Origin of the sequence: Humitalea rosea (genome assembly GCF_003253705.1) — a bacterium.
In the GTDB taxonomy this organism is placed as follows: Bacteria; Pseudomonadota; Alphaproteobacteria; order Acetobacterales; family Acetobacteraceae; genus Humitalea; species Humitalea rosea.
The window spans coordinates 26,978-42,717 of record NZ_QKYU01000013.1; the positions used below are offsets into that span (position 1 = coordinate 26,978).

At 70.7% G+C, this 15,740-nt stretch carries 15 protein-coding genes; 9 read left to right on the forward strand and 6 right to left on the reverse strand.

What is annotated here, in order from left to right:
• Positions 1 to 3: 3 nt before the first annotated feature.
• From C8P66_RS12415 to C8P66_RS12425, 3 genes are all read right to left on the reverse strand, one after another.
• On the reverse strand, positions 4 to 1,686 hold the full coding sequence (locus C8P66_RS12415) for a dihydroxyacetone kinase family protein (protein ID WP_111398584.1): 1,683 nt from the start codon (positions 1,684 to 1,686) through the stop codon (positions 4 to 6).
• 67 nt (positions 1,687 to 1,753) lie between these two features.
• Positions 1,754 to 2,416, reverse strand: coding sequence for a flagellar hook assembly protein FlgD (locus C8P66_RS12420; protein WP_111398585.1), 663 nt, complete (start codon positions 2,414 to 2,416; stop codon positions 1,754 to 1,756).
• Positions 2,417 to 2,433: 17 nt separating this feature from the next.
• Positions 2,434 to 3,840 carry a flagellar hook-length control protein FliK gene (locus C8P66_RS12425; RefSeq protein ID WP_111398586.1) on the reverse strand — a complete coding sequence of 469 codons (1,407 nt, stop codon included), beginning with the start codon at positions 3,838 to 3,840 and terminating at the stop codon, positions 2,434 to 2,436.
• 218 nt (positions 3,841 to 4,058) lie between these two features.
• Here C8P66_RS12425 and flgE point away from each other — a divergent pair, with 218 nt between their 5' ends.
• The 8 genes from flgE to C8P66_RS12465 all read left to right on the forward strand — a co-directional run bounded on the left by flgE (position 4,059) and on the right by C8P66_RS12465 (position 11,741).
• Positions 4,059 to 5,360, forward strand: a complete 1,302-nt coding sequence (gene flgE, locus C8P66_RS12430; protein WP_158537235.1) for a flagellar hook protein FlgE — start codon at positions 4,059 to 4,061, stop codon at positions 5,358 to 5,360.
• Positions 5,361 to 5,372: 12 nt separating this feature from the next.
• Positions 5,373 to 6,902, forward strand: coding sequence for a flagellar hook-associated protein FlgK (locus tag C8P66_RS12435; RefSeq protein ID WP_111398588.1), 1,530 nt, complete (start codon positions 5,373 to 5,375; stop codon positions 6,900 to 6,902).
• 13 nt (positions 6,903 to 6,915) lie between these two features.
• A complete protein-coding gene (locus C8P66_RS12440; RefSeq protein WP_158537236.1) occupies positions 6,916 to 7,992 on the forward strand; it encodes a flagellin in 1,077 nt (358 codons plus the stop codon).
• Positions 7,993 to 8,135: 143 nt separating this feature from the next.
• Entirely contained in the window at positions 8,136 to 8,993 is an 858-nt protein-coding gene (locus C8P66_RS12445) for a flagellin N-terminal helical domain-containing protein (RefSeq protein ID WP_158537237.1), read from the forward strand.
• A gap of 61 nt (positions 8,994 to 9,054) precedes the next feature.
• A complete protein-coding gene (locus C8P66_RS12450; RefSeq protein ID WP_111398591.1) occupies positions 9,055 to 9,492 on the forward strand; it encodes a flagellar biosynthesis repressor FlbT in 438 nt (145 codons plus the stop codon).
• On the forward strand, positions 9,489 to 9,830 hold the full coding sequence (locus C8P66_RS12455; protein WP_158537238.1) for a flagellar biosynthesis regulator FlaF: 342 nt from the start codon (positions 9,489 to 9,491) through the stop codon (positions 9,828 to 9,830). Before C8P66_RS12450 ends, C8P66_RS12455 begins: the two co-directional genes overlap by 4 nt.
• Complete coding sequence (locus C8P66_RS12460) at positions 9,827 to 10,615, forward strand: DUF1217 domain-containing protein (protein ID WP_111398593.1); 789 nt, start codon at positions 9,827 to 9,829, stop codon at positions 10,613 to 10,615. The genes C8P66_RS12455 and C8P66_RS12460 overlap by 4 nt, the downstream gene beginning before the upstream one ends.
• Positions 10,616 to 10,709: 94 nt before the next feature.
• Positions 10,710 to 11,741: an AbrB family transcriptional regulator gene (locus tag C8P66_RS12465; RefSeq protein ID WP_111398594.1), complete on the forward strand. Its 1,032-nt coding sequence runs from the start codon at positions 10,710 to 10,712 to the stop codon at positions 11,739 to 11,741.
• Positions 11,742 to 11,743: 2 nt separating this feature from the next.
• Here the strand turns inward: C8P66_RS12465 and coaBC are convergent, their stop codons facing one another.
• Positions 11,744 to 12,934, reverse strand: a complete 1,191-nt coding sequence (gene coaBC, locus C8P66_RS12470) for a bifunctional phosphopantothenoylcysteine decarboxylase/phosphopantothenate--cysteine ligase CoaBC (RefSeq protein ID WP_111398595.1) — start codon at positions 12,932 to 12,934, stop codon at positions 11,744 to 11,746.
• Positions 12,935 to 12,937: 3 nt separating this feature from the next.
• Positions 12,938 to 13,681, reverse strand: coding sequence for a class I SAM-dependent methyltransferase (locus C8P66_RS12475; RefSeq protein ID WP_111398596.1), 744 nt, complete (start codon positions 13,679 to 13,681; stop codon positions 12,938 to 12,940).
• Between the two features lie 46 nt (positions 13,682 to 13,727).
• Between C8P66_RS12475 and mutM the strand changes: the two genes are divergently transcribed.
• Positions 13,728 to 14,621, forward strand: coding sequence for a bifunctional DNA-formamidopyrimidine glycosylase/DNA-(apurinic or apyrimidinic site) lyase (mutM, locus tag C8P66_RS12480; RefSeq protein ID WP_111398597.1), 894 nt, complete (start codon positions 13,728 to 13,730; stop codon positions 14,619 to 14,621).
• Here mutM and C8P66_RS12485 read toward each other — a convergent pair.
• A complete protein-coding gene (locus tag C8P66_RS12485) occupies positions 14,618 to 15,628 on the reverse strand; it encodes an NAD(P)/FAD-dependent oxidoreductase (protein ID WP_111398598.1) in 1,011 nt (336 codons plus the stop codon). The genes mutM and C8P66_RS12485 overlap by 4 nt on opposite strands.
• Positions 15,629 to 15,740: the final 112 nt, after the last annotated feature.

Genomic DNA, 15,740 nt, shown 5'->3' on the forward strand with positions numbered 1-15,740 from the left:
GCCTTACTCGACCGACCGCCCGAGCGCGCCCATCCAGATCGCCACCGCCGCCGCGCCGGCATCCTGGATGCCGAGCGCGCGATCGCCGAGGTAGCTCGCCCGCCCCAGCCGTGGGCGCATCGCCGCAGTCGCCGCAGCCCCCGCCTCGGCGGCCGCGACCGCCGCGAGCAGCGCCTGCCGCCCCGAATGCCCGGCTTCAAGCTCAGCCGCCATCGCCTCGGCGGCCGGGTGCAGCGCGTCCAGCATGGTGCGGTCGCCGGGCTGGGCGCCTCCGAGTTCGCTGATGGCCTTCACCGCCTGCGCCAGCGCCGCCGCCCAATCGGATGCCGTGGGCTGGGCGGGAATGCCCCGCGCCGCCCGCAGCAGCGCCGTCGCGTAGAATGGCCCGGAACTGCCGCCGATCGCCCGGCGCAGCGCGCCCGCCAGCGCGGTCAGCGCCGTCGGCGCATCCACCCAGGCGCCCTCGGGCAGCGCCCGCATCGCCTGCGCCCCGCGCGCGAGGCTGATCCCGAGATCGCCATCCCCCGCCGCGGCGTCGAGCGCGGTCAGCTCCGATTCCGCGGCCTCCAGCGTCGCCGCGACGGCCAGCGCGGTGTCGCGCAGGACCGGATCGGCCTCACCCAGCGGCGGCAGCGCCGGGGTCCCGGCCGGGACGACGAGGTGCCGCTGCTCCGGGATGCGGCCGCTGCCCGGCCAGGCCGGGGCCGTGGCCGGGGCATCCAGTCGCGCCAGCAGCCCGGCATCCAGCCGCAGCACCGAGAAGGAGCAGCCCGGCATTTCCAATGCCGACAGCAGCGTGCCGCACCAGGCACGCTCCACCACCAGCCCGCGCGCGCGCAGGCCGGCCAGGGCCTCCCGCGCCATGACCGCCAGCTCCATCGGCGGCGTGCCGCCGAGCCCGTTCACCAGCAAGGCGACCGAGCTGCCGGCATCGGGCGCGAGTTCGGTGAGGATCATCTCCAGCAGGATCGCCGCGACATCCCGCGCGCTGCCCAAGGGCGCGCGATGCACGCCAGGCTCGCCATGAATGCCGAGGCCGAGCTCCATCTCTCCCGGCTCCAACTCGAAGCCCGGCCGCCCCGCCGCCGGCAAGATGCAGGCACCAAGGGCGACGCCCATGCTGCCGAGGGCGGCGGCCGCCAGCCGCGCCTCGGCCGCGACCGCCTCCAGCGGCATTCCGGCCGCGGCGGCGGCACCGGCGACCTTGTGGATCAGCACGGTGCCGGCGATGCCGCGGCGGCGCCCGGGCTCGACCACGTCGCGCAGGGCCACGTCATCGGCCACCACCACGATCTCGCAGGCGATGCCCATGCCGCGCGCGAGCTCGGCCGCGAGGCCGAAGTTCAGCCGGTCGCCGGTGTAGTTCTTGACCACCAGCACCGCCCCCGGCGGCCCCGCCACCGCGCGGATCGCCGCCAGCACGGAATCGACCGAGGGCGAGGTGAAGACATCCCCCGCCACCGCCGCATGCAGCAGCCCCGGCCCGACATAGCCGGCATGGGCCGGCTCATGCCCCGACCCGCCGCCGGAGATCACCGCGACCTCCCGCCGCGCCGGGTAGGGCGGCAGGTTGGCGCGCAGGATCACCCCGTCCTCGGCCAGCAGCGCGAGGCCGGGGGAGAGGTCCGCCAGCCCCTCCAGCATCTCGCGCACCGTGTCGCGCGGATCGTTGAGGAATTTCCGCATGTTGACCTCCCCTTGGGCTTCGGGCCCGAGTGTAGTCAGGCGGCGGGGCGCCGGGCAGGGGGGGCGATCAGCGCGTCAGCACCGCGCGGACCTGATCGAAGCCGACCTTCACCGCGCCCAGGTTCAGCAGCAGGTCGGTGCCGTCGCGCTCGGCGCCGGTCGCGGTGGCGAGCGTGGTCGCGGTCAGCGCCACCGCCTCCCCATTCGCGCCAAGACCGCTGACGGTGAGCTTGTAGGCGCCGTCGGCGAGCTGGGTCCCATCGGCATTTTGGCCGTTCCAGACCCAGTCCTGCCCCCGGGTGCCCAGCGTGAGCTGGGTCTCGTAGAGCGTGCGGCCGGAGGTCGCGTCCTGCACCTGGACCCGTGCCGTGGTGGCGCTTCCGGCGGCCGGTAGCCGCACGGTGGCAGAGCCGTTCTGCAAGGCGAGTTGGTCGCCGGTCACCTCCACCGTCTGGCCCATCAGCGGCGCCGCCGCCGTGAGCTGTGCGGCCTGTTGCAGCGACACCAGGCTGCCGAGGGTCTGGTTCATGCTGATCTGCTGCTCGACCGAGGCGAATTGCACGAGCTGCTGCGTCATCTCGTTGGTGTCGAGCGGCGAGCTCGGGTCCTGGTTCTGCAACTGCGTCGTGAGCAAGGTGAGGAAGGTCGAGAAATCCCCGAACAGCGATTGATTGGCGGTGGGGGTGGTGGCGGTCACGGGGATGGAGACCCCGGTGGTGGTGGTGACCATGATGGCGGCTCCTGGGTTCAGACGGCGATGTCGAGCAAGGCGAGAGGGCGGCGGCGGCGTTCCGGGTCGGGCGCCGCGAGGGCCAAGGATCGTGACGAACCGCCCCCGCGCCCGCCGGGGCGCTCGCGGTCCTGCCGCGCCTCGCCGCCCAGGGAGAAGGAGAGGCTGCGCCCCTCGGTGCCGACGCCGGCGGCGGCCAAGGCGCGATCCAGCGCCACCTGGTCGCGGACCAGTAAGGCCAGGGTCTCGGGCCGCTCGGCCATGATCCGCACCGCGGCGGTCTCCCCCTGGCGCTCCACCCGCACGGCGACGCGGCCAAGCTCGGCCGGGTTCAGCGTCACCAGGATGGGGCCGGAGGCATCCTCGGAGAGCGCCAGGGCGACGGCGATGGGGCTGAGCTGGTGGGCGGGGGAGAGCTGCGGCCGGGGAGGGGGCGTGGGGGTGGAGATGGTGACGGGCGCCGCATCGGGGGCCGGGGCGGGCTGCGGGGCTGCGATCTCAAGGCCGGTTGGCGCCGGGGCGCCAGGGGTGGGCGGGGTGGTGGGCGGGGTGGGCTCGGCGCCGCGCGGGCTGGCGCGGTCCGGGCTCAGTGCCTCCGGATGGAGGGCAATGGGGGGCGACGACACCGCCTCCGGCGTCAGGACCTCGGCGACCGATGGGGCCGGGGGGGCATCAGGCGGCAGCGCGGATGCGGGGCTGGTGACGCCTTGGCTCTCGGCTTGGGGCGATGCGCCGGGTGCGCTCGGTCGGCTGCCCGAGGCTGGCGCCGGGCGCGGCGGCGGCGCGATGGGGGCAACCACGGCGGCCAGGACCGGCGCTTCAAGGTCAGGTGCTTCAGGGGTGGGCACCGCAAGCATGGGTGCCTTGAGGGCCACGAGCGCTGTTGCCCCTTCAGCCGGTGCGGCCGGGGCGGCATCAGCGAGCGGCGGGGCGTGCGCGACGGGTACCTGGTCCAGGGGGGCTTCAGGCGGGAGGGACGGCGGCGGCGCGGCAGGTGCGGCGGTTGCCAGGATCGGGCCGGCTGGCGTGCCCACACCACCGGTGGTGGGTTGCGGCGACGTGTCCGGTGCGATGGCGCGCGGGGGATCAGGCCGGGGGCCAGCCGGCAGGAGGCCCAGCGGCGCAGCTTCGGCCGCATCCGGAACGGTCTGCACCAGCACGACCGGCGGGATGACCACCGCCACGGGCAAAGCAATCTCCGGGAGCGGTATGGCCGGCGCGGTGTCCGCAGGCTCGGGGACAAGGCTGTCCGGGGCGGGCTCGGCCGGCGCCGTGCCATCCGCAGGGACCGCATCCTCCACCAGCGGCGCCACTGCCGCCGTCACAGCCTCCAACGCGGCGGCGAAGCCTCCTGCGGGGCGGGGGAGGGTGGCGGCGCGCGGCGGTGGCGGCGTGCCTGGCACGGCGGCGACATCGGGGGTCATGCGGGCGATCCAGGCCTTTCACGGCATCGGTCCGGGGGCTCCGCAACCGCCGGGCCAGCCCAGAGCCGCCCGCCACCGGCAGGAACGCCATGGTCAGCGGCAGCTCTTGCCGCCCACCCGGCAGCCGGCGCCGCACCGCCCGCCAAAAACCCTGGCACAGCCCTGGCAGGACGCAGCCCCGAGACGCGGCACGCCGCGGCATTCAGGAGAAGCGAAGCATGTCCCTACTCGGCGCGCTGAATACGGCGATCAGCGGTCTGACCGCGCAATCCAAGGCGCTGGGCCATATCTCGGACAATATCGCGAACAGCCAGACCGGCGGCTACAAGCGGGTGGACACGAACTTCGTGAACTACCTCACCCGCTCCACCGCGACCTTGCACATGCCGGGCTCGGTCGAGGCGCGGCCGGATTACACCAACAGCCTGCAAGGCACGGTGCAGCAGTCCGACAACCCGCTGGCCATGGCCATCGCCGGCCAGGGCTTCTTCGCCGTGGCGCAGCCGCGCGGCAGCTCGAATGGTGAGGTGGTCTTCGACGAACGCCAGTTCTACGCGCGCTCCGGCGATTTCCGCTTGGACAAGGATGGCTATCTGGTGAACGGCCAGGGCTATTACCTGCAAGGCTGGGATGTCTCGTCGCAGGGCGAGCCCGATCGCACCCAGCTTTCGCCGATCCGCGTGAGCGACCTTGTCTACAATCCGGTCGCCACCGGCACCATCGAGCTTTCGGCCAATTTGCCGGCCGAGCCGCCGGTCGATCCGGTCGCGGGCCAGGTGCAGATCTATGACAGCCTGGGCCGGCTGCATCAGGCCGACCTGACCTGGACCAGCCTTGCCAACAACCAGTGGAGCCTGTCGATCGACATTGCCGATGACGTCAACAGTGCGGGGCGCGGCACGATCGATGTGAGCTTCGGCAATGCGGCGACGACGCCGGTGGCCGATGGCAGCATTGGCGAATTCACCAACGCGACCGGCAGCATGTCCGGCTCGGCGGCGGTCGCGGGCGACGCCGCGGGTGTCACCTTCACCGCGGACTTCGGCGAGGGGCCGCAGACGCTGACGCTGAACCTCGGCGCCTTCGGCCAGTCGCGAGGGCTGACGCAATTCGCCGGCAGCGAATACAGCGTCCGCAACCTGACCCAGGATGGCGTGCCGCTCGGCTCCTATTCCAGCGTGTCGCTCAGCGACAATGGCGATCTCTCGGTGAACTACGACAATGGCCAGACCCGCGTCGTCGCCCGTGTTCCTGTGGTGGTCTTCAACGATCCGGACAAGCTGCAGCGGCTGGACGGGCAGGCCTTCATGCGCACGGTGGAATCCGGCGAGGCGCGGGTCGTCGATGCGAACAGCAGCGGCGCGGGCAAGCTGGTGCCCGGGTCGCTCGAACGCTCCAACGTCGATATCGCCTCCGAGTTCAGCAAGCTTATCCTCGCGCAGCGCGCCTATACCGCGAATACCCGTGTCGTCACCGCGGCGGATGAGCTGCTGAGCGACACGCTGAACATGCATCGCTAGGCGGTCTGAGCCATGAGCCTCGACGCAGCCCTCGTCGCCGCGCAATCGGGGCTGAGCCTCGTCAATCGCCAGATTGCCGCGACCTCCTCCAACATCGCCAATGCCGGCACCATCGGCGCGACCCGCAAGACGGTGGAGGGCAGCGCCGTCGTCGCCGGCGGCCTCGCCTATGGCGTCAGCACGGGGGAGGCGAAGCGCGCGGTCGAGGATGCGTTGCTCGCAGCCCTGAACGCCGCCCGCGCGGCGGTGGCCGGCACGGCGCTGCGCGAGACGCTGCTGAGCAGCGTGGAGGCCGTGCATGGCACCCCGGGGGCGGGTGGCGGCGTCGGCGATCTGATGGCGGCGCTGCACACCTCCTTCACCGCGCTGGCCGATGATCCCGCCGACCCGATCCGGCAAGGTGCGGTGGTCTCGGCGGCGCAGGATATGGTCGCGGTGTTCCACGACATCTCCGACACCATCGGCAACGTTCGCCAGCAGGCGCAGGATGGGATGGTGAGCGAGGTCGCCGCGATCAACGGCGCGGTGCGCGAGGTCGCGCAGCTCACGCTGGATATCCGCCAGCTGCGGGCGCAGGGCGGAAGCACCGCGGCGCTGGAGGACCAGCGCGACGCCGCGATCGGCCGCGTCTCCGAAAGCCTGGAGGTGAAGGCGCTTTATTCCTCCGATGGTGGCGTCACGCTGCTCGGGCGCAACGGCATGGTGCTGCCGCTGGACCCGAAGGGCGATCTGTTCACCATCGCTGGCAGCGCGGTCGGCACCGGCGACTGGCATGGCAGCGGCGGCAGCCTGCCCGGCATCATGATGGGCGGCACCGATGTCACCCAGCGGCTGATCGGTGGCCGCCTCGCCGAATACGCGACCCTGCGCGACACCACTCTGCCGCGGATGCAGGCCGAGCTGGATGTCGCGGCCGGCAGCATGGCCGCTCGGCTGGAGGCGCAGGGGCTGCGGCTGTTCACCTCCCCCGCCGGCACCGTGCCGGATCTGACCCAGCCCTATACCAGCAGCGGGCTGATGGGCTTCGCCGCCGCGGTGCAGGTGAATGCGGCCGTGGTCGCCGATCCGTCGCTGATCCGCGACGGCACTCATGCGATCAGCGCCAGCGCGAGCGGTGCCAGCGACTTCACCCCCAATGCAGCGGGTGGCCCCGCCTCCTTCGCGACGCTGGTCACCCGCGTGATGGATTTCGCCTTCGGGAGCGAGGTGGCGTCTGGCATCGGCCATCCCGCCTTCATGTCCGGCGGGCTTGGGCCGGATGGGACGCTGACCTCGACGCTTGGCGGCGCGCGCAGCCTGGAGGATTACGCGGCACGCCTGACCGCCACGCAGACGGCCGAGCGCGCCAAGGCAACCGGGGCGCGCGAACAGGCCGAAGGTCTGGTCACCTTGCTGGATCAGCGCTTTGCGCAAGAGAGCGGAATCGACACGGACAAGGAGCTGGCCTCGATGGTGTCCTTGCAGACCGCCTATGCGGCCAATGCCCGCGTGCTGTCGGCGGTGCAGCAGATGTACGACACGCTGTTCGCGGCGGTCCGGTGAGGAGGGGCTGCTGATGGCGATCGATGGCATGGGCAGCAGCACGCTGGCCTGGATCACCCATGATGCGCTGCGGACCAAATCGCTCGTCGATGTGCTGTCGCGCCAGCAGGCCGATGGGATGAAGGGCGTCGTCTATGGCGACATCGCCCCCGAGGCCAAGCGCGCCATCGACCTGCGCGGCGAGATCGCGCGTCGTGACGCCTATGCCGATGCGGTGGATCGCACCCTCGGCCGCACCGCCGCGACGCAGGTGGTGCTGGGCCGGCTGTTCGACATCGCCACCGAGTTCTTCGGCGAGGCGCAGGCGGTGGGGCGCCAGGACCCGGCCCGCATCGGCACCCTCGCCGAAGCCGCCCGCACTGCCCTGGCCGAGGTCGCGGGGCTGCTGAACGAGCAGCAGGCGGGGGAGTATCTGTTCGGCGGCAGCGACAGCGCCAATCCGCCGGTGCCCTCGGCCGGGACGATCGCAAGCGGCGGCATGGCGAGTGCCATCGCCGCCGCCATCGCGGGGCTCGACAGCACCAATGGCAGCGCCATCGCCGCGATGACGCTTGGCATCGCCAGCGACACCTCGGCCGGGGTCTCGCCCTTCTCCGCCTTCCTGGAAGACCCGGCGCAGGGTGGGGGGGAGGCGCGGCGCGCGGTGCCCTCCGGCGACGGGCAGCGGGTGGAATGGGGGCTCTTCGCCAATCGCAACGCCGCGGCCACCTCGGACGGGGAGACGACGGGCGGCTGGGCGCGCGACCTGATGCGGGGCTTGGCGAGCCTCGCGGCGCTGACCCCGGGCAGCACCGATGCCGGCGACGGCTTCGACACCTTCATGACCAGCCTGCGCCTGGGGCTGAAGACCGCGGCCGATGGAATCGCGGCCGAACAGGGCGCGCTCGGTACGGTGGAGAGCCGGCTGGAGACCATCAAGACCCGCCATTCGGACCTGTCCGTGGCGCTGGAGACGCAGCGCGCGGGGGCCGAGGAGGTGGATCTGGCCGAGACCATCTCCCGCCTGCGGGACGTGCAGACCCGGCTGGAGGCGTCGTGGCGCGTGCTGGACATGGTCAGCGGGCTGAGCCTGACGAACTTCCTGCGGTGAGAGCAAAGCCCGTCGCCAGCTTAAACCCGGCCTTAACCCCATGCGCCGAATATGCGTCAGTCACCGCAAAACGCGGATCGCAACCACGGTGCATGAAAACTCGGCGACGCCCGGGTAGCCGTAGACAGGATCGGGCAAAGCCAATGGCCCTCAATTCCGTGAACACCAACAGCGGCGCGATGGTCGCGTTGCAGTCCCTCAACCGTACCAACGATCAGCTGAACATCACACAGAAGCGGATCAGCACCGGCCTGCGTGTGTCGGACGCCAAGGATGATGGTGCTGCCTTCGCCGTGGCGCAGACGGTGCGCGCGGATGTCGCCGGCCTGCAATCGGCGAATGAGCAGCTCGGCTATGCCAAGGGCATCATCGATACGACGCTGTCCGGGCTGAACCGCGTCAGCACCGACATGTCCGAGGTGAAGGGCCTGCTGGTGAAGCTGGCCGATGACGCGATCAGCGCCGACCAGCGTTCGCAGTATGAGGCGCAGTACACGGATCTGCGCAACCGGGTCGCGAGCACCCTGCGCGATGCCTCCTACAACAATCGAACCCTGCTGACGCCGGATGCCGCGGGGCCCGCCGGGGCCGCGCCGACGAACCTGACCAGCGGCGATGTCGTCACCGTCCGCAACGAGCTTGGTACCACCTACACGGTCGCGGAGACCGATGCCGCGACACTGACGGTCGCCGCCGCCCCGGCGGATTCGACCGCAGCCATCGCGGCCCTCGGCGATTCCGGCGATTTCAGCACGGTGATGAATGCGATCAACGACACGCTGAACACCTATGGCAGTGCCGCGCGCTATCTGGACAGCCAGGTGTCGTTCAACAAGGAGAAGATGGACGCGCTGGAAGGCGGTGTGGGTGCGCTCGTGGATGCGGATCTCGCGAAGGAGAGCGCGCGGCTGCAATCCTTGCAGATCCGCCAACAGCTTGGCACCCAGGCCCTGTCGATCGCCAACCAGGCGCCGCAGACCCTGCTCAGCCTGTTCCGGTGACACCAGCGGGGCGCGGGCGGCTCGTCGGCCGCGCCCCCTTCGCGACAAGGGAGAGGACAGCATGTCCACGCTGGTGCTGGAGATGCGTCAAGGCGACGTCATGGTCGTCAACGGCGCACCCATACGATTTCGAAACCGAACGCGCATCGAGTTGACGGCCAAGGCACGCTTCCTGTTCGGCAAGCAGATCATGCCGCCCGAGCAGGCGACGACGCCGGCGCGCAAGATCTACTTCGCTTTGCAGACCGCTTATATCGGCGATGATGACGAACGCGAGCAGGGGCTGGTTTCGGCGCGCGCGTTGATCGCGGAATTCCAGTTGGCGACCACCTCCGCGCTGGCGCGGGCAATGCTGGATCGCGCGCTGTCCTGTGCCGAAACCGATGAATGCTATGCGGCCTTGAAACTCGCCCGCCGCGTCGTGCGGCACGAGGAAGCCATCCTCGGCCTGCCGTCGGCCAATGGCACCAGGCTTCCGCCAGAGGAGTGCGATGCATGAGCAACACCAGGGCCACCTTGGCCTATCGCCGTACCAGCGAGACGACCTCGTTGCGGGAGCAGGAGGCGGATGTTTTTCGTCGCGTGATCGGCGCGCTGCGGGGAGCGGAAGGCGGCGACATCATCCGTGTCGCCCGCGCCCTGGCCGATACGCGGCGGCTGTGGATGTCGGTGGAATCGGCGCTGCGCGATCCGGGCAACAGCCTGCCGGCGGAGCTGCGCGCCTCCCTGGTCTCGGTGGCGCGCACCATCCAGCGTGAACTGGATGCGATCCCGCCCGACATCCCCTTCCTGATCGAGATGAACGAGCACGTGGCGGCGGGCCTCTCGGGGCAATGAGCGATGTGCTGACCGGGCTGCTGTCCGCCATCTATGGCACCAGCACGGCCAGCACCGCGACCACCAATCCGTCCATGGCCATCCTGGCACTGCGCCGGGCCGCGACGGGTGAGACCAAGGGGGCGGCGAAGGAGGCCGAGAGCCCCGCCTTCAAGCGCCAGGCGGAGGCCTTCAAGAAGGCCATCGACAAGGCCCCGGACATCAAGACCGCGCTGCGCGACCCAAAGATCCTCTCGGTGCTGATGCCGGCGATGGGGATGCCGGATGCCGTCTCCCAACCCGGTCTCGTCCAACGGGCGCTGCTGGCCGATCCGAAGGATACCAAGGGCCTACTGTCCAGGCTGACCGATACCCGCTGGAAGGCTGTCGCGACCGCGCTCGACCTTGGCAACAAGGGGCTGGACGCGCTGAAGGACCCCGAGTTGCAGACCAAGCTGCTGAAGGCGCTGGCCAGCGGTAATTGGCGCACCTCGCAGGATGATGTCGCGACCGGCGTCTCCGACGCGCTGTATTTCCAGGACAAGGTCGAATCGGCCAAGGACGTCTATGCCATCCTCGGCGATCCGGTGCTGCGCCGGGTGGTGACGGGCGCCCTCGGCCTGCCCGATGAACTGGCCTTGCAGACGATCGAGGCCCAGGGCCGCGCCGTCACCACCCGGCTGAAGCTCACCAAGCTGCAGGACCCGAAGGAGGTGAAGCGCCTCGCCGAGCGCTACGTCATGAACCGGGCGATGGAGGCTAATGGCGGGCAGGCGACCTCGCCGCTGCTCTCGCTGTTCGTCTAGGACTGCAAACCAGGGCCGCGCGGGCGGGGTTTGACCTTCCGGCAGGGTGGGCCGACCATGCTGCACTGCGAAAGACGGAAAGGCCGCGCCCTTTATGCCGAGTTGGTGGGTCCAGGCTCGCACCGCCCTTATCGCTGTGATCGGTGGGGGCGTGGCCGCCTGGTTGCATATTCCCCTGCCCTGGATGATCGGCGCCATGTTCGCCAGCGCGGCCCTGGCCTGGAGCCGGGAGGTCGCGGCCTTCAAGGGCGCGCGGGAGGGTTCGCTGATCCTGCTCGGGCTCGGGCTCGGGCAGACCTTCAACGGGCCGGTGATCGCGGCCGTCGTGGGCGCCGCGCCGGCGCTGATCCTGGCCGGGGTGATCACCATCGCGAGCGGCCTGGTCGTCTCCCGTCTGTTCATGCGCCTTGCCAGCACCGATTCGCGGACCGGCTTCTTCTGTGCGGTGCCGGGCGGGATCATGGTCATGGCGGTGCTGGGCCAGCGGGCCGGGGCGGATCTGCCCTCGATCACCCTGGCGCAGACCCTGCGCATGGTGATGGTCGTGGTGGTCTTCCCGCCGCTGATCACCTGGCTGGCGCCGCATGTCGCGGACACCGCCTTCTCCGTGCCGCGGCCGCAGGTCACGGTCTGGCTGCCGGCGTTGATGGCCGCGGGGGCCGTCGTCGCGATCGTGGCCAACCGGTTCCGCTTCGCCAATCCCTGGATGCTGGGGCCGTGTTTCATGGCGATCGGCCTCAGCGCCTTCGACGCGATGCCCTCGGGCGTGCCGGTGCCGCTGGTCGATCTGGCGCAGATCGGCATGGGCATGAGCCTCGGGATACGGCTGACCCGCAGCTTCATCCTCGGCTCGCAGCGGCTGCTGGTCGCCTCGGTGCTGTCCACGCTGGTGCTTTGCGTGTTGCTCGCGGTGATCGCCGTGCCGCTGGCGCTGGTCTTCGGCCTGCCGGTCGCGGGCGCGGTCCTCGGCATGGCCCCGGGCGGGATGCCGGAGATGGCGATCACGGCCAAGGCGCTGGATCTGGCGGTGCCGCTGGTGCTCGGCTTCCATCTGACGCGGGTGGTGCTGTGCAACCTGCTGATCGGGCCGATCTGGCGGATCGGGGTGCGGTTGGGGGTGGCCTGAGCCTACTTGGCCAGGGCGTCCGCGATGCGGGCGGCCAGCCGGGCGGCGACTTCGGCCTTCGGCAGGCGGGGCCAGTCCTCGACGCCGCTGGCCGTGACCAGATGCACGGTGTTCTCCGTGCCCCCCATCACATCGCCCGAGACATCATTCGCCACCACCCAGTCACATCCCTTCCGCGCCAGCTTGTCCTGCGCATTGGCGATGACGTTGGAGGTTTCGGCCGCGAAGCCCACCACCAGCCCTGGCCGCGCCGCGTGGTGGGACAGGGTCGCCAGGATGTCGGGGTTCAGGGCCAGGACGATCGGGGCGGGCGGCTGGCCGGGGATCTTCTTGATCTTCCCCGTGACCCGCTCGGCGGGCCGGAAATCGGCGACGGCCGCGGCGCAGACGGCGGCATCGGCGGGCAAGGCGGCCTCGACCGCGGCCAGCATGTCGGCCGCGGTCTCCACCGCGACGATGGCCACGCCAGGGGGCGGAGCGATGGCGACCGGCCCCGAGACCAGTGTCACCCGCGCGCCGAGGGCCGCCAGCGCGCCCGCGATGGCATGGCCTTGCCGCCCGCTGCTGCGATTGGCGATGTAGCGCACGGGGTCCAGCGGCTCATGCGTCGGCCCGCTGGTCACCACCACATGCCGGCCCTTGAGCGGCCCGTCCGCGAAGACGGCGGCGATGGCGGCCAGGATCGCGGCGGGCTCGACCAGGCGGCCGGGGCCATCCTCGGGCTCGGCCATGGCGCCCGAATCCGGGCCGATGAAACCGACGCCCCGTGCGCGGAGGGCCGCGACATTCGCGCGGGTCGCGGGGTTCTCCCACATCGCGGGGTTCATGGCGGGGGCAACCATCACCGGCTTGCGCGTCGCCAGCAGCACGGCGGCGGCCAGATCATCGGTCAGCCCAGCCGCCATTCGCGCCAGCAGATCGGCGCTGGCCGGCGCCACCACCACCAGATCCGGCGCCCGCGCGAGGCGGATATGGCCGGCGGCGGCTTCCTGCGACAGCGACCAGAGGTCGTCCATCACCGCCTCGCCGCAGATCGCCTGCAAGGCATGGGGGGTGACGAAGCGCTGACCGCCGGCGGTAAGCAGCGGCGTGACCCGCGCGCCCTGTTTGCGCAGCAGCCGGGCCAGCTCCAGCGCCTTATAGGCGGCGACGCTGCCCGAGACGATCAGCAGGACATGCCGGCCGGCCAGCATCCCCTAGAGCCGCCAGCCGGAATGGATCGCGACGATGCCGCCCGAGAGGTTCCGGTAGCCGACATGGCCAAGCCCGGCCCCGCGGAACATGCCCGCCAGCGTCTCCTGGTTCGGGAACATGCGGATGCTTTCGGCCAGATACTGGTAGGAGTCGGCATCCTTGGCGACGCGCGCGCCGATGGCCGGCAGCGCCTTGAAGGACCAGGCATCGTAGAGCGGCCGAAGTGCGGCGATGGCCAGGGTCGAGAATTCCAGCACGCAGAGCTTGCCGCCCGGGCGCAGCACGCGCCGGGCCTCGGCCAGCACCGCATCCTTGTCGGTGCAGTTGCGCAAACCAAACGCCATGGAGACCCGCGTCACCGACTTGTCCGGCAGCGGCATCCGCTCGGCATCGGCGCAGACGAAGGACACGCCCTCCATCAACCCGCGCGACAGGGCGCGGCCCTGGCCGACGTTGAGCATGCTGTGGTTGATATCGGCCAGGATCACCTCGGCGGCACCCCGTTCCTTGGCCAGGAAGGCGACATCGCCGGTCCCGGCCGCCAGATCCAGCAGCGTGTCGCGCGGCCCGGCGCCGATCGTGTTGACGAAGATCCGCTTCCAGACCCGATGCAGGCCGAGGGACATCAGATCGTTCATGGCGTCATAGGATGGTGCCACGCTGTCGAAGACGGCGCGGACCATGCCGGCCTTCTGGTCGCGGGGGACGTCGCGGAAGCCGAAATCGGCGGTCTCTGGCTGGGTCATGCCTTCGCATATAGCGCCGTCGCGCGTTTGCGGTAAGCAAGCCCCCATGCCTGAACTTCCCGAAGTCGAGACAGTGATGCGCGGCCTGGCCGCCGTGATGCAGGGGCGCCGCATCCGCCACGCCGAAACCATGCGGGAAGGGCTGCGCTGGCCCTTCCCCAAGGGCTTGGCGGCGCGGCTGACCGGGGCCGAGGTGCTGAGTTTTCGGCGTCGCGCGAAGTTCATGCTGATGCGGATCGAGGGCGGCACCAGCGTGCTCATCCACCTCGGCATGTCCGGGCGGATGGTGGCGCGCGGCTCGGCCTACGTCGCCGCGCGCCAGGGGCCGCAGGGGGCGATCAGCGATGCCCGCGGCCACAACGCCCCGCCGGAGCTGCATGAGCATCTGGTGATGACCCTGGATGACGGCACCCGCATCGGCTTCGTCGATCCGCGCCGCTTCGGCTGCGTCGATCTGGTGCCGACCGCGGCCGAGGATGCCCATCGCCTGCTGGTCGGCATCGGGCCGGAACCGCTGGACGACGCCTTCACCCCCGCCGTGCTGGGGGCCGCACTGACCGGGAAGCAGACGCCGATCAAGGCCGCCTTGCTCGACCAGAAGATCGTGGCGGGCCTGGGCAACATCTACGTCGCCGAGGCGCTCTACCGCGCCGGCATCTCGCCGCTGCGGCTGGCCGGGACCGTGGCGGGCGCGCGCTCGGTGCGGCTGGTGCCGGCGATCAAGGCGGTGCTGACCGAGAGCATCGAGGCGGGCGGCTCATCCCTGCGCGACTATGTGCGCGCGGATGGCGAGATCGGCATCTTCCAGGAGAATTTCGCCGTCTATGGCCGCGCCGGGCAGCCTTGCCCGGACTGCCCTGGACTGCCCGGCTGCGGCGGGGTGCAGCAGATCACGCAGTCCGGGCGGAGCAGTTTTTTCTGCCCGAAGACGCAGCGTTAGGCCACAGCGACCCCCTTGCTGGTCGAATACTCGAAGTGCAGCGCCTCGCCCGGGAACACCCGGGGGTGGATCGCATGCGCCGCCATCGCGGCCTCCGAGAAGCCTTGCAGGATCAGCTTCAGCTTGCCCGGATAGGTCGCGATATCGCCGATCGCGAAGACGCCCGGCAGGTTCGTCTCCAGCGTCGCGGGCGTGACCGTGACGTGGCTTTTGTCGAGCCCCAGGCCCCAATCGGCGATCGGCCCCAGCTCCATCGACAGGCCGAAGAAGGCCAGCAGATGATCGGCCGGCAGGCTGCGGGTCTCGCCCTTCAGGGTCGCGACCTCGACCTGTCGCAGCAGCCCCGCCTCACCGGACAGGCCATGCAGCTGGTAGGGGATCACCATCTCCACCTCGCCGGCCGCGGCCGCGGCTTCCAGCCTTGCGACGCTCTCCGGGGCGGCGCGGAATTTCGGGCGGCGATGGACGAAATAGACCTTCGCGGCCACGTCCTTGAGGCTCAGCGCCCAATCCACCGCCGAGTCGCCGCCACCGGCGATGACGACGGATTTGCCCCGGAACTCCTCCTTGCGCGCGACGAAGTAGCGCACGCCGCCGGTCAGCTCGAAGGGCTCGATCCCCGCCAGAGGCGGGCGGTTGGGGCCGAAGGCGCCGGCACCCGCCGCGATCACCACCGCTCGGGCCCGCACCCGGGCCCCGGCGCTGGTGCCGATCTCAAGCCAGCCGTCGCCGACATCGGCCAGGCTCTCCACTCGCTGGCCCAGCAGCAGATGCGGCGCGAAGGGGGCGGCCTGGCGCTCCAGTGCCTGGATCAGCTCGCCGCCATCGATCGCGGGATGGGCCGGAATGTCGTAGATCGGTTTCTCTGGGTAGAGCGCGCTGCATTGCCCGCCGATGGCATCGAGCGCGTCGATCACCACGCAGCGCATCTTCAGCATTCCGCATTCGAACACCGCGAACAGGCCAACCGGCCCCGCCCCGATGATCGCAACATCCGTCTCGATCATGCCCAACCCCGATCTACCGGCCCCGGAAATAGGCGCAGATGGGCCGCGCGGCCAGTCATGCCTATGGGGGCCATGCTTGTGAGGGTCTGCCCAGGCTGGCACATAAGCTCCG

Excerpts from the sequence above, each read along its gene's own strand:
- coaBC (WP_111398595.1), bottom strand. The coding sequence starts at position 12,934 with ATGCTGGCCGGCCGGCATGTCCTGCTGATCGTCTCGGGCAGCGTCGCC.
- C8P66_RS12425 (WP_111398586.1), bottom strand. The coding sequence starts at position 3,840 with ATGACCCCCGATGTCGCCGCCGTGCCAGGCACGCCGCCACCGCCGCGC.
- C8P66_RS12445 (WP_158537237.1), top strand. The coding sequence starts at position 8,136 with ATGGCCCTCAATTCCGTGAACACCAACAGCGGCGCGATGGTCGCGTTG.
- C8P66_RS12440 (WP_158537236.1), top strand. The coding sequence starts at position 6,916 with ATGGCGATCGATGGCATGGGCAGCAGCACGCTGGCCTGGATCACCCAT.
- C8P66_RS12435 (WP_111398588.1), top strand. The coding sequence starts at position 5,373 with ATGAGCCTCGACGCAGCCCTCGTCGCCGCGCAATCGGGGCTGAGCCTC.
- C8P66_RS12450 (WP_111398591.1), top strand. The coding sequence starts at position 9,055 with ATGTCCACGCTGGTGCTGGAGATGCGTCAAGGCGACGTCATGGTCGTC.
- C8P66_RS12415 (WP_111398584.1), bottom strand. The coding sequence starts at position 1,686 with ATGCGGAAATTCCTCAACGATCCGCGCGACACGGTGCGCGAGATGCTG.
- C8P66_RS12485 (WP_111398598.1), bottom strand. The coding sequence starts at position 15,628 with ATGATCGAGACGGATGTTGCGATCATCGGGGCGGGGCCGGTTGGCCTG.
- C8P66_RS12475 (WP_111398596.1), bottom strand. The coding sequence starts at position 13,681 with ATGACCCAGCCAGAGACCGCCGATTTCGGCTTCCGCGACGTCCCCCGC.
- C8P66_RS12465 (WP_111398594.1), top strand. The coding sequence starts at position 10,710 with ATGCCGAGTTGGTGGGTCCAGGCTCGCACCGCCCTTATCGCTGTGATC.
- C8P66_RS12455 (WP_158537238.1), top strand. The coding sequence starts at position 9,489 with ATGAGCAACACCAGGGCCACCTTGGCCTATCGCCGTACCAGCGAGACG.
- flgE (WP_158537235.1), top strand. The coding sequence starts at position 4,059 with ATGTCCCTACTCGGCGCGCTGAATACGGCGATCAGCGGTCTGACCGCG.
- C8P66_RS12420 (WP_111398585.1), bottom strand. The coding sequence starts at position 2,416 with ATGGTCACCACCACCACCGGGGTCTCCATCCCCGTGACCGCCACCACC.
- C8P66_RS12460 (WP_111398593.1), top strand. The coding sequence starts at position 9,827 with ATGAGCGATGTGCTGACCGGGCTGCTGTCCGCCATCTATGGCACCAGC.
- mutM (WP_111398597.1), top strand. The coding sequence starts at position 13,728 with ATGCCTGAACTTCCCGAAGTCGAGACAGTGATGCGCGGCCTGGCCGCC.